Origin of the sequence: Dyadobacter psychrotolerans (assembly GCF_004349265.1) — a bacterium.
GTDB classification, from domain to species: Bacteria; Bacteroidota; Bacteroidia; order Cytophagales; family Spirosomataceae; genus Dyadobacter; species Dyadobacter psychrotolerans.
Map to the genome: position 1 here is coordinate 287,113 of NZ_SMFL01000003.1, position 11,978 is coordinate 299,090.

Here is an 11,978-nt window from a genome sequence, read left to right on the forward strand (position 1 = left end):
TTCAGATCAGTTTTTAATTGAAATTTCTTCCAAATGTTCATACTGATTCATATCGGTCACGATCACTTTTTCTCCAACATGCACTCCGCTTTTTATCTCGACATAATCAAAATTGGAAAGACCAACTTCCACTTCACGTCTTTGGGCTATGCCGTCCTGCAAAACATAAATAAATTGTTTCCGTTTGCCCGTAAAGGCCGGGCCGTTAGCAACACGCATTGTTTTAGTGCTCCGGTTGGTCACTACAAAAACTTCCACTTTCATATTTGGCCGAAGTGATTCATTTTTAGCATTTTCCAGTTGAATGACAAATCCGATGACACCGTCTTTTACAGCAGGTTTTACCTGAGTAATGATTCCGCGCAGAACGGATTCATTTACTTTTACAATAACCGGCAGGCCGGCTTTAACCTGATCAGCATAAACATCCGAACACGAACCCTCAACACGAAAAGTGCCCAGATCAGCAACCCTGGCCAACATTTCACCTTCATTTACAGATGATCCGATGTTCTCGTTAACCCAGGTAAGTACGCCTTTGCGATCAGCAACGATATCAGCCATTTTAAGCTTGTGCTGCAACTCCTTCAGATTCTTCCCTTCAATTTGAGCGCCCAATTCCGTTTCACGCAGGCTTGCCCCCATCGACAGACGATTGTAGGAAAGATCGTTTTCCAGTTGCTGTTTTTCCAGTTCCGCAATTTTTAAGGCATTTTCGGCACGTGTAATATCTTCTTTGGTACCGCCACCGACCTTTTCAAGCCGTTTTGCATCTTCAAGATCCGCTTTCAGTTTATTGATATTCAGTAGTTTGATTTTGTCACTGATCTCGGCATCGTAAAGGTTTTTGTTGAGTTTCATCCGGAGCTGGTCAATGCCGTTTTTTTTCAGTTCGAGCTGATCCTGATAACGTTCGAATTCAATTTGGGTTAGTGATTTATCCAGTTCAACAATCGCTTGTCCGGGTTCTACTTTTGTACCGGGCAAAATGAGAATGCTTTTGATGCTGGCACGGATCGGACTGGTGATGATTTGTTCGTAAGCAGGAATGACTTCCCCGGTTGCACTTAAAGTATTTTCTACGTCCCCAGTCTGAACAACCGAGGTTCTGATTCTGGAAATCTCAATAGAACTGCTTAAAAACTTTTTGAAAAAATAAACACCAGCCGCAATGATTACGGCAATCAGTAATCCTAAAATCCATTTTTTGTTTCGTTCACTTTTGGCAAATTCAGGAGCAACTTCGCGGTCCATTGTCTCTTTTGTTAAATTCTCTTTCATGGCTAATTATCAGAAAAGAGAACAACTTTATGCCAAACCATAAAACACTTAATATCAATTATTTATATAAAAAAGAAAACAAAAAAGCCGTGCGATAACGCACGGCCTGTGTCAGAATGAACAAGAATTTTTGATCTAACATCTTTTATTCCTGTTCAAATCAGGTTTTGAGCTTTTTCTTTTTGGCAGCCGGAAAAAGAACATTATTTAAAATCAGACGATATCCTGCCGAATTCGGATGCAGGTTCAGATCGGTAGGTTCCTCTCCTACGCGATGCTGATAATCTTCCGGATCATGTCCGCCATAAAAGGTAAAAAAGCCTTTTCCATGCGTGCTGTGAATGTATCTGGCTTCTTTTGAAGATTTATTTTCAGCCAATATCACAACTTCGGGTTTAACCACACGGTTTTTAAATGCAGTAGTTTGGCCTAAAAATCCTTTGATAATGGTTTGATGATTTTGTGTCAGCATACTTGGAACAGGATCCCATTTGGCAGAAAACTGAAATAGTGAGAAGAAGTCATTGCTCTCGATAACGCCTCTTTCTTCCGGCTGGTTATCGATGTCCGAAAATTCGATTTCGTATGGATAAGGAATCGTTTTGAAGTCCTTAAAAGCGAAGGTATTTCCGTAATTCAATTTGTTGTTGGCCGTCGGATCAGCTGGTGATCCGTCGTACATCGTTTCCACAATATCAATTCCATCGGCAGCAAGGGCAATGTCAAAGGTATCCGTGGCATTACACATGGCGAACATATATCCTCCTCCGGAAACAAATTCGGCAATTCGTTTAGCCACAGCCAGTTTCATTTGAGGTACATTAGCGAACTGAAACTTTTCAGCAATATTTTCCGCTTCCCGTTTCTGCTCCCGGTACCAGGGGAAATCTTTGTACTGGAAGAACTTGCCAAACTGCCCGGTAAAATCTTCATGATGCAAATGCAGCCAGTCGTATTCAGGAAGCTTGGTACTTAATACTTCGTCGTCATAAACTACATCGTAAGGAATTTCTGCATAAGTTAAAACCAATGTAACTGCGTCGTCCCACGGCAATTTTGACTTTGGCGAATACACAGCAATTTTCGGCGCTTTCTGCAATTTTACGGCATCCATATTAACATCAGCAGCACTGATCTCAGCAAGGATCTGGCCACCCTGCGCATCAGAAATCACTTCATAACTTACTCCCCGAACCGTCATTTCAGCAGCAAATTTCTGATTGAAAGGGACCATAAAACTTCCGCCACGGTAATTGAGCAGCCAGTCCATCTCCATTTCGAAATTTTTAAGTATCCAGTAGGAAATACCGTACGCCTTTAAATGGTTTTTTTGCGATCCATCCATCGGAATGAGCAATTTATTGGCCCATCCTGCGTTTGAGATCGTCAAAAAAATGATAAGCGGAATAAAGAGGCGTGTCATTGGTTTGATTCTTTCACGTATCATTTGCAGCTTTACAGAATATATTTTTTGTTCAAATATTACGGTGCGTTCATCAGTTCAAAGATTGCTCCACTATTAATCTGAATGAAAACACAGCTCATAGCGACGACTTACTGATTCGCTTCTGATCTAACGTAATATTACAAAATAATGGTGCATAAGCTATAATTATCAGATGAATATAAGGGAAAATGTAGATGAAGGTCTGCGCTCTATCCAGTCCAACCTGCTTAGAACTGTTTTAACCGCAATGATTATCGCCATCGGAATTACGTCGCTGGTAGGAATCCTGACGGCAATCGAGGGAATCCAGAATTCGGTAAACAGCAGTTTTGCAGATCTGGGAGCCAATACGTTTACAGTTGCTAATCATGAGGATGACGGCTTCCGCAGAGGTGGACGCCGTGAAAAACAATATCCCGCTATCAACTACACACAGGCTGGTGATTTTGCCCGACATTTCCGGACTGATTATAAAGGAGTTGTTTCCCTATCTTCTGCCATCGGCGGAGCTGTGCAGGTCAATTACCTTTCTAAAAAAACCAACCCAAACATAAATGTGATTGGAGCAGACGAGGAATTCCTGGCCATTAAAGGTTATAAAATTGATCTTGGGAGAAATCTAAGTAAAAATGATCTTGAAAATTCGGTTAACGCAGCCATACTTGGACAGGAAATAGCCAGAAATCTTTTTGGTAATCTTGATCCTGTAAACAAGGAAATTACTTTCATGGGTTCACGATATAAGGTAATCGGGGTTTTGGAAAAAAAAGGATCACTTGGTGGCGGTACAGATTCTGATCGGGTCATCATTATCCCGCTCGACAACGGCCGCGGACTGGCAGCAAACCGTGAACTTACCTATAACATCACGGCTTCCGCCCCCAACATCACGGATGGCGAGCTGATCATTGAAGAAGCACGCGGACTCATGCGCCGTATCCGCGGGGACAAGCTGGGCAGTGAAGATTCATTCACTTTGGAACGCGCTGATGCGATGGCTAAAAACTTTGAAAACATTACCGGGTATCTGCGGATTGGCGGGTTTGGTATAGGTATTATTACGCTGCTTGGCGCATCCATTGCACTGATGAACATCATGCTGGTTTCCGTTACGGAACGTACCAGGGAAATTGGAATTCGCAAATCGCTGGGAGCAACACCCGGTGTGATCCGTTTCCAGTTTTTAATTGAGGCAATCGTTGTTTGCATTATAGGCGGTATCGGCGGACTTATTCTCGGCATCCTGATTGGAAATCTTATTTCAAATTCCATCAGTGCAGAGAGTTCCTTTGTAGTTCCATGGCTTTGGATGGCGATGGGTATTGCGGTCTGCGTAGTAGTTGGAGTGGTTTCCGGAATTTATCCGGCGATTAAGGCCTCCAAACTGGATCCGATCGAAGCACTTCGATACGAATAAAAGAGAGAAGCAGACTGAAACTTGAACAGGGTAAAAATTATTATCGATTTTTGCGCCAAAATACTTGCTTAATATATTTTTCTGCCTACTTTTGCACTCCCAACAAGAGAGATCAATGCCCGGATGGCGGAATTGGTAGACGCGTTGGTCTCAAACACCAATGAGGTTACACTCGTGCCGGTTCGACTCCGGCTCCGGGTACTAAGCCGAACTTTTGTGAGAAATCACTTAAAGTTCGGCTTTTTTCTTGTTCTAAGTCGCTGTTTATGTGAAAGATAAGAGGGATCAAGTCAAAAACAAAGAGCTGAACTTGTCTTTGAGCGCTTCCCAGATATCAAGAAAGCATATGAGCTGACCATCGAACTTAGCAATATATTCACGAACACGAAAGAAAAGATTTACGGCTTAACAAGATTAGCCAAATAGCATGAAAAGGTCAGACAATCTGGCTTCAGGTCATTTAATACGGTCGCCAGATCGATTGAAAACCACTACAAAACCATCGTAAATTATTTCGATAACAGAAGCACCAATGCTTCCGCAGAATCTTTCAACGCAAAAATCAAAGCATTTAGAAGTCAGTTCCGAGGGGTTCGCAATGTCGAATTCTTCTTGTATCGCCTAACTCAGCTATATGCTTAATCCAAGTTAGTCCACAACATTTGGTCTTGATCCGCAATATGGTGGAACAGGCTAAGTCAATTTGGTAAGGAAGCATTAGATCGTCCGGCTCCAGTTCAATCTTAAACATTTGCGACCAATCGACCGCTGCACCTTTCACCAGATCAATATCTGATCCATTACGGTAATTTCCTTTTGCACAGGATCCATAAAGGATTACTTCTTCCACCTGCGGGTATTTTTCACCACCACTGAATCTCCACAATCTCATTTTATTTTAAGCCGTAATCCATTCTTTGTCAAATAGATTGCCCTGTCTCCCATATCGTTTCTCCTGCATACTATCTCAGAAAGTAAGAAAAGCAGGTAGATACACATCCAGGATTTTGCAAAATTTCACATTTGCTGTATCTCCATTGTAAGTATGAGAGGCCTGATTTCGACTCTTAATCATTTCCATCCATACGTCACCATCCACAATCAACTCCACAGCGAACGCTGCTTTTGTAGCATCTTTGGAACCCAGTACTTATATCAGCCTCATGGAGCAAGGTCTTTCATTAGTTCCGGGCAAGCTCATGTGTATATTCAAACCGATGAATCAGTCCTTCCTTAATAATGTTGTCCAGAAAGTCATGTTTATCAATATTGCCTTCTTCATCAAAAGGATAGTCTTTTTTGATTTTAGTTACTGCCTGGTCCAACTTGGTCAAAGCTTTTAGATAATTACCGGAACGCTGTTCCCAAAGAATATCCTGCTCGTCGAGAATTTCACCACTTTATTTATTGAGCCAATGTAAAGCCTATCGGACTTATTATCAATTTTAAAACAGAATAAGGGAAAGGGATCAATATTTTTTGTGCTTCTACCAGTGCAAGTAACCGTTGCCAGACTAGCTGTTTAATTTCTTCAACTTTCATCTGCCCGAAACACCCACCCCGGTGTCCGGTCAATTTTTTGGCGGAGAAGCATGTTGAGTTGTGCTGCATGGTGCTGAACATGCCGCATGAGTAGAACAGTATTTCAGGCAAGGCATAATTCATGTCGTATTCTTCTGTTCCTTCTAGCCACCGCTCATTCATTTTCTCCTCTGTCAGGTTTTCAATAAAGTCGCCGCACTTCCGGCGCGTCTCGCTGAGGTAAGTCAGCATTTCAGCTTTTGAATAAATCCGGTCCGGCACCATGTCTCCCAGAACTCCTTCAACCTGTATTCCCGGCTCTGAAAAAGTAAAGGGTAAAACCGATGGAAATTCACCGGTGTAAGGAATTGTCAGATAATGATCCAGCATGATCAGACAGTGATATGCATTATAAAAAACCGGGTGTCGGTATCCCAATGGGAGTCGGGCCACATTTCTATCGCGTTCTTTACAGAATCAATACTTGCTCCGAATTGTGTCCAAAGACTGTATTTGATGATGTTCAGCATATCAGGCATCAGCTTATCTATTTAGGAATTAACGATTTAGCCAAAAACAGAATCACCTGCGAGCAGGCTTACCATAAAGAAAGATTTAAAAATGGTATTTCACCAATGGTTAATTTAGCAGAGGTTTGTTTCGAGCGAAACTAACAGATGTAGAGTAAAATAAAAAGTGATTTTCGTAGATGCAGAATCCTTGGATCAATACTATAATTTTTTGGTTGTCCCAAATACGAAAAATGCCCCCACTGTTACCAGTAAGGGCTTTTTGCAGAGAGAGAGGGATTCGAACCCCCGGACCTGTAACAGTCAACGGTTTTCAAGACCGTCGCAATCGACCACTCTGCCATCTCTCTTTGTCGTTCTGGCGTATCCTAAACGTGGTGCAAAGGTAAAAACATATTCTATAGTTGCAATAGCTTTTTTGAAAATTTGTTAAATTTCCTTCATTAAGGATAGTCGTTCAACTCGGAGCACCTGTTTAGTTTCGTCCATTAAGCGCCAGCGGTCATCTGCCCGGACACCGATTACCCATATTATTTCCCCATTACCATTAACCAGTACATTTACTTTCTCCTTCTGGTACAAGCTCATTTTCAGATCTATAAGCAGATCACTTATTTTCTTTCGCTTTCCTTTCATTCCAAACGGATAAAACACTTCGCCTTCTTTCCCCTTGCGAACCTGAAGTGGAAAGATCAACTTACCTTCGTCCAACCAGATGACCTCCGGATTTTTGTCAGTATAATTTATTTCATTGGTATTTACCCGGCTAATTTTCAAATATCCTTCCGGCAATTCGTATTGTCCTTCATTCCAGGCAATTGTCAGATTAACAGACGAATTATCTCCTTTCCTCGCCCTTAAAATAAAAGTTTCACGATCTTTCAGGAGCTCATGCGATTTGGAATAAAATGTTTTACCGGAAGTTGCTTTTAAGGATTTAGTAATTGTTACACACTGCGTATAATTAAATCCATAAACATTCAAAATGTGCCAAAGCCGGTAAGACGGTTCTCCGGATTGCTGCAAACCAGAAATAGAAATTTTAATCTGATCTTCTGATTCTGTTAAAACTGACTTCTTCCACTGTTCAAGATATCCGGTAAGAAGTGAATCTGCTGCCCTGACTTTATCTGAAGTTACCTGAAAGGTTTTTTCCAGAGACGGATTCAATTCCTTCAAAACAGGAATAATCTTTTTACGAATGATATTTCTTTTGTAATCCATGGAATTATTAGATCTGTCCTCCCGCCATAGCAACTGATTTTCGTTCGCGTAATCAAGAATCTGATCTTTGGACGCAAATAACATAGGTCTGACAATACCAGAATGTACGGCTGCAATTCCGTGCAAACCAGTTATACCAGTTCCCCGCGCTAGATTCAAAAATACAGTTTCCAAAGCGTCATTGGCATGATGGGCGGTGGCAATCCAGTCAAAATTATGTTCCGTCCTTAGCTCTTCAAACCATTCATAACGAAGGTCCCTGGCAGCCATTTGAGTTGAAACTGTATGTTCTTTTGCATATGTCTTCGGATCAAAATGCTTAACGTAAAAAGCAAACTCATACTTCCCTGCCAGTTCTTTTACAAAAACCTCATCCTGAACCGATTCTTCCGCTCTTAAACCAAAGTTACAGTGCACCACCGCTGCTTCGAACCCCGCCCTGTGGAACAAATGTGCCATCACCACGGAGTCCACTCCCCCACTTACTGTGAGTAAGGTTTTTTGTTTGCTGAAATCGAGCCCGGGTTGGTTAATAAAAGTTAAAAAAGAATCCAACATATCCCTTCGGAACGTAATTGATGTAATTTTGGCATATATTAAAGATAAACTCTTTTATCGCCAACGGCATGCCTGTAATATTATTTAACAAAAGACAGCCGACAGATTCAAAGGTAAAAGAATTCAAAGGAACATGAATAAAAAAATATACAGCAGCGTTTGCAACCCTTTTAAACTTTTGTGCGTCATACTTATCAAACAGAATATGTTGAGGCTGGCGTTCTTTGTTATGATGTTTATCTCCTTTGACGCATTGGCTCAGAGGACTTTACCTCCGTCCCAAACAGAAGATTTGGTAGAGATCATAAAGTCCGACGAGCTCGAAATGATTAACGAAAATGGTGTTGAACTGAGAAAGGTTACAAATGGTATTTTTAAACACAAAGGTGCCTTTCTTTATAGTGATCTTGCAATCAAAAACAACACGACCAATATTATTGAGGCTTTTGGAAATGTGAGAATAGTGCAGGGTGACACCGTAACAGTTACAGGGGATACGCTTTATTACTATGGAAATACCAGAATGGCCATCGTAAGCGGACGCAAAACAGTTTTAAAGGACCGTAAGCGAACGCTGACAACCAGAAAAATTGAATACGACATGGCAAACGGAATTGCCAATTACAAATTGCCGGGTCGTACAGTGGATGAAGAAAATGTCCTAACGAGTCAGGAAGGTTTTTACAATACCAGAACAAAGGAATTTACCTATTACAGGAAGGTTAAACTGGTTAATAAAAAATATACACTGACAACCGACACTCTGCTGTATAATTCGATTACCAAAGAATCGTATTTCAATGGTAAAACGAAAATTGTCAATAAAGACGGGACGGTCGTAGGAACAAAAGGGCAGTACAATACCGAGACAAATAAGTCGTCATTTCACACCAGGACAATGGTAGATAATGAAACGTATACACTTACCGCAGACTCACTTGCCGTGGATGGGAAAACCAACAATGGCAAAGGAAAAGGCAACGTGGTTATTGTTGCAAAAAAGGATCAAACCATCCTGAACGGGGATGAAGGTTATTACTGGAAGGATGCCGGACGGTCTAAAATCTTTGGCCATGCTTATGTTAGGAATGTGGTTTCAAAAGACACACTTTACATCAGGGCGGATACTTTGTATTCATTTGAAAATAAAAGAGATAGCACCAGAAAGCTGATTGCAAACAAAAATGTATTTATATACAAGTCTGATTTTCAGGGCAAATGTGATTCGCTTAACTATAACACGGCCGACTCGGTAATCAGGTTTTTTACCAAACCTATTTTATGGAGCGACCAGCATTATCAGATGGAAGCAGACACGATTACTGCTTTTCTGGTGAATAACAATATCAATAGGATGTTACTAAAAGGTAAAGCCTTCGTAATAACTGAGGACACATTGGTAAAACAGTTTAACCAGGTAAAAGGAAGGATTATCAATGCCTATTTTGCCAAAGAAAATACATTAAAACAGGTGCTGGTAGATGGGAACGGAGAAAGCGCCTACTATGCAATTGACGAGAAGCAAAAGATGATCGGTTTAAATCGGGTGGAATGCGGAAAAATGAATTTGATTTTTGAAGATAACCGGGTTCGCCGGATTGCTTTTGTAGGAAAACCTGACGGACAACTGATTCCGCCTACAAAGATTAAGCCACAGGAAAGGGAACTGGAAGGATTCAGCTGGCGAATTAAGGACAAACCAACGAAGCTGAAAACCATCTGGAAAGAATAAATTTTAAAAATTTTATTCTACATCCGGATCAGGCATGGTTTTTATATTTTAGAAATAAAAACGACCGCTTGCACAATATATTTTGATATTGCATTTTTTTCTCTATATTTTTGTAATATACTTTTGAGTCAGGTGTAGTTATCACGTAAAAGTATTACCAATTGAAGCTATGAAAAAAAATATACTTTACTTATTGCTCACCATATCTTTAACCTGGCAAGGTTTGTCTGCGCAGTCTGTCGCAAGTGGCAGCCGGCTGAACATGACGGTTAAGAAAAAAGCAGTACCTGCTGAAAGTTTAAGATTCGCCGGTTTACCTGCGGGACTTAGCTACAAGCCATTGTCTTTGCAGAATCCAAAAGCCCTGAATATCTTTTACCGTTCGTTTTTGTTTTCTAATACAGCAGCGGCAGATAACACAAGTTCTTCTGATTCTGAGATTGTTGCAAAAAATATTGATAAAAGGGCTGCGTCTGTTGAATCTGCTATCAAATCCGAAGAGCAGCTTTATGCCAGCGACAAAATAACAGTTTCGAATATTTACCCAAATCCAGCAAGTGAATACGCGGAGATAGACTACAATATGTCATCTGAAATCAGGGATGCCAAGTTGATATTCTATAATGTACTGGGTTCTAAAATGGATGAATACGCATTAACCAAAAACAACAGAAAACTGAGGGTCGACACGACAGTGATGCCCACAGGACTATATTTTTACCAACTATCTCTAGAAGGTAAAAAAGTTGCCACGAAAAAAATGCTGGTTCGCCATCAGCAATAGATTAATTAAGAACACTTTATTTGGCTACACTTTCGTTATGGATGGTGTAGCTTTTTTCTTACCTTTGCAGTTATATGCGAAAAAACAATCTGGCAAGTTATTTCTTGCTCCTTATTACAGTACTAATCATTACCTCCTGCAGCAAATTTTCAAAATTGCAAAAGACCGGTACAGACCAGGAGAAGTATGATGCTGCCATGACTTATTATAAGAAAGGCGATTTTTACAGGTCAGGCTTGCTGTTTGAAGAACTCATTCCACTTTTGAAAGGAAGTACCGAATCAGAGCTTGCGCAGTTTTATTATGCTTATACGCAATATCAGCAGGGGCAATACAACACCAGTCAGTTTCTGTTCAAGAAATTTTACGATACCTACGCACGAAGCGATTATGCACAGGAAGCACTTTACATGCATGCTTTTTCTTTGTATAAAGATTCTGCTCCATTTAACCTAGATCAGACAAGCACACTTACTGCAATAAATTCGTTGCAGGATTTTATAAATGCATATCCTGAAAGTGCTTTTCGTGAAGAGTGTACCAAGTATATTCTTGAATTAAGAGCTAAACTTGAAAAGAAGGATTACGAGAAAGCGAAGTTATATCACAAAATCAGTGATTTTAACCCGATGTCACTTAGGTCTGCGGTGATTGCTATTGAAAACTTTCGCAAGGATTACCCGGATTCAAAATATAATGAGGAATTGTCATTCCTGAAAGTAGAATCACAATACAACTTTGCATCAAACAGTTTTGCTATCAAGCAAAAAGACAGGTACCTTGATGTGATCAAATATTACAAGGAGTTGATAGACAAATATCCGACAGGAAGATATCTGCGTGATGCGGAAAGGATGTTTGAGAATAGCCAGGAACAGATTGAGGTTCTTGCAAAACTAGACATAGAAAGGCAGAAGTTGATGGCCAAACCGGATACAGGCACGGCAAACAAACCGACGAAGGTTACTGCTCCGGCAGCAGACCCTAACGGACAATAGAAATGAATCCATTTCTTAAACACGTTTTAAAATTTTAAACTATATCACCAAGTAAGTATGGCAACGAATCCATCAATCATTACCCGCGATCCGGACAAAATAGCGGATGTAACCGGAAACTTATACGAATCGGTATCTATCATTTCTAAAAGAGCGCGCCAGATATCAAGCAAAATGAAAGAGGAGCTAAATAACAAGCTTGCTGAATTTGCTTCCGGTGTTGATAATCTTGAAGAGGTTTTCGAAAACCGCGAACAGATAGAAATTTCGAAATTCTACGAGCGTATGCCGAAAGCAGGAAGTATCTCTATTGATGAATTTATTGATGGAAAAACTTATCACAGCTTCCGCGACAGCTCAGAGGAATAATTAACTGTGACTAACGACCAGCCGTATAAATAATTCATTTTGTTTATACGGCTGGTTTTTTATTGACCAAGTGCAGGCCTTCTTTTTTTTCGTGATTTTGCGTTAGATTTGAATGCT

The 11,978-nt window shown here is 40.5% G+C and carries 13 protein-coding genes and 2 tRNA genes; 7 read left to right on the forward strand and 8 right to left on the reverse strand.

Annotation, left to right across the window (positions count from 1 at the left end; all coding sequences use genetic code 11):
• Nucleotides 1-6: 6 nt before the first annotated feature.
• Nucleotides 7-1,254: an efflux RND transporter periplasmic adaptor subunit gene (locus E0F88_RS09010; RefSeq protein WP_131958415.1), complete on the reverse strand. Its 1,248-nt coding sequence runs from the start codon at nt 1,252-1,254 to the stop codon at nt 7-9.
• Between the two features lie 187 nt (nt 1,255-1,441).
• Complete coding sequence (locus E0F88_RS09015; protein ID WP_131957911.1) at nt 1,442-2,704, reverse strand: asparagine synthetase B; 1,263 nt, start codon at nt 2,702-2,704, stop codon at nt 1,442-1,444.
• Between the two features lie 196 nt (nt 2,705-2,900).
• Between E0F88_RS09015 and E0F88_RS09020 the strand changes: the two genes are divergently transcribed.
• The 3 genes from E0F88_RS09020 to E0F88_RS34240 all read left to right on the forward strand — a co-directional run bounded on the left by E0F88_RS09020 (nt 2,901) and on the right by E0F88_RS34240 (nt 4,787).
• Nucleotides 2,901-4,145 (forward strand): ABC transporter permease, encoded by a 1,245-nt coding sequence (locus tag E0F88_RS09020; RefSeq protein ID WP_131957912.1) that lies wholly within the window; start codon nt 2,901-2,903, stop codon nt 4,143-4,145.
• Between the two features lie 117 nt (nt 4,146-4,262).
• Nucleotides 4,263-4,346, forward strand: a tRNA-Leu gene (locus E0F88_RS09025).
• A gap of 279 nt (nt 4,347-4,625) precedes the next feature.
• A complete protein-coding gene (locus E0F88_RS34240) occupies nt 4,626-4,787 on the forward strand; it encodes a transposase (protein WP_229213740.1) in 162 nt (53 codons plus the stop codon).
• Here E0F88_RS34240 and E0F88_RS09035 read toward each other — a convergent pair.
• The 6 genes from E0F88_RS09035 to tilS all read right to left on the reverse strand — a co-directional run bounded on the left by E0F88_RS09035 (nt 4,717) and on the right by tilS (nt 7,978).
• Nucleotides 4,717-5,037 (reverse strand): nucleotidyltransferase domain-containing protein, encoded by a 321-nt coding sequence (locus E0F88_RS09035; RefSeq protein ID WP_131957913.1) that lies wholly within the window; start codon nt 5,035-5,037, stop codon nt 4,717-4,719. The two genes, E0F88_RS34240 and E0F88_RS09035, sit on opposite strands and share 71 nt — an antisense overlap.
• A 75-nt stretch (nt 5,038-5,112) precedes the next feature.
• The gene (locus E0F88_RS34245) at nt 5,113-5,256 is read right to left on the reverse strand and encodes a nucleotidyltransferase substrate binding protein (RefSeq protein ID WP_310589721.1); all 144 of its coding nucleotides are present in this window, start codon (nt 5,254-5,256) and stop codon (nt 5,113-5,115) included.
• A 70-nt stretch (nt 5,257-5,326) separates the two neighbouring features.
• Nucleotides 5,327-5,479, reverse strand: a complete 153-nt coding sequence (locus E0F88_RS34250) for a nucleotidyltransferase substrate binding protein (RefSeq protein WP_229213710.1) — start codon at nt 5,477-5,479, stop codon at nt 5,327-5,329.
• Between the two features lie 70 nt (nt 5,480-5,549).
• A complete protein-coding gene (locus tag E0F88_RS09045; RefSeq protein WP_131957914.1) occupies nt 5,550-6,119 on the reverse strand; it encodes a hypothetical protein in 570 nt (189 codons plus the stop codon).
• Nucleotides 6,120-6,461: 342 nt separating this feature from the next.
• A tRNA-Ser gene (locus E0F88_RS09050) sits at nt 6,462-6,546 on the reverse strand.
• Nucleotides 6,547-6,625: 79 nt separating this feature from the next.
• The gene (gene tilS / locus E0F88_RS09055) at nt 6,626-7,978 is read right to left on the reverse strand and encodes a tRNA lysidine(34) synthetase TilS (RefSeq protein WP_131957915.1); all 1,353 of its coding nucleotides are present in this window, start codon (nt 7,976-7,978) and stop codon (nt 6,626-6,628) included.
• A gap of 133 nt (nt 7,979-8,111) precedes the next feature.
• On the opposite strand from tilS, the gene E0F88_RS09060 reads away from it, so the two are divergent.
• From E0F88_RS09060 to E0F88_RS09075, 4 genes are all read left to right on the forward strand, one after another.
• A complete protein-coding gene (locus E0F88_RS09060) occupies nt 8,112-9,710 on the forward strand; it encodes an OstA-like protein (RefSeq protein ID WP_131957916.1) in 1,599 nt (532 codons plus the stop codon).
• Between the two features lie 169 nt (nt 9,711-9,879).
• Nucleotides 9,880-10,494, forward strand: coding sequence for a T9SS type A sorting domain-containing protein (locus tag E0F88_RS09065; protein ID WP_131957917.1), 615 nt, complete (start codon nt 9,880-9,882; stop codon nt 10,492-10,494).
• Nucleotides 10,495-10,568: 74 nt separating this feature from the next.
• On the forward strand, nt 10,569-11,492 hold the full coding sequence (locus E0F88_RS09070) for an outer membrane protein assembly factor BamD (RefSeq protein WP_131957918.1): 924 nt from the start codon (nt 10,569-10,571) through the stop codon (nt 11,490-11,492).
• A 57-nt stretch (nt 11,493-11,549) separates the two neighbouring features.
• Nucleotides 11,550-11,861: a DNA-directed RNA polymerase subunit omega gene (locus E0F88_RS09075; RefSeq protein ID WP_131957919.1), complete on the forward strand. Its 312-nt coding sequence runs from the start codon at nt 11,550-11,552 to the stop codon at nt 11,859-11,861.
• Nucleotides 11,862-11,978 lie beyond the last annotated feature (117 nt).

What these genes read in the sequence shown, in the direction of transcription:
- E0F88_RS09010 (WP_131958415.1), bottom strand. Translation starts at nt 1,254, where the DNA reads ATGGACCGCGAAGTTGCTCCTGAATTTGCCAAAAGTGAACGAAACAAA.
- E0F88_RS09015 (WP_131957911.1), bottom strand. Translation starts at nt 2,704, where the DNA reads ATGACACGCCTCTTTATTCCGCTTATCATTTTTTTGACGATCTCAAAC.
- E0F88_RS09020 (WP_131957912.1), top strand. Translation starts at nt 2,901, where the DNA reads ATGAATATAAGGGAAAATGTAGATGAAGGTCTGCGCTCTATCCAGTCC.
- E0F88_RS09035 (WP_131957913.1), bottom strand. Translation starts at nt 5,037, where the DNA reads ATGAGATTGTGGAGATTCAGTGGTGGTGAAAAATACCCGCAGGTGGAA.
- tilS (WP_131957915.1), bottom strand. Translation starts at nt 7,978, where the DNA reads ATGTTGGATTCTTTTTTAACTTTTATTAACCAACCCGGGCTCGATTTC.
- E0F88_RS09060 (WP_131957916.1), top strand. Translation starts at nt 8,112, where the DNA reads ATGAATAAAAAAATATACAGCAGCGTTTGCAACCCTTTTAAACTTTTG.
- E0F88_RS09065 (WP_131957917.1), top strand. Translation starts at nt 9,880, where the DNA reads ATGAAAAAAAATATACTTTACTTATTGCTCACCATATCTTTAACCTGG.
- E0F88_RS09070 (WP_131957918.1), top strand. Translation starts at nt 10,569, where the DNA reads ATGCGAAAAAACAATCTGGCAAGTTATTTCTTGCTCCTTATTACAGTA.
- E0F88_RS09075 (WP_131957919.1), top strand. Translation starts at nt 11,550, where the DNA reads ATGGCAACGAATCCATCAATCATTACCCGCGATCCGGACAAAATAGCG.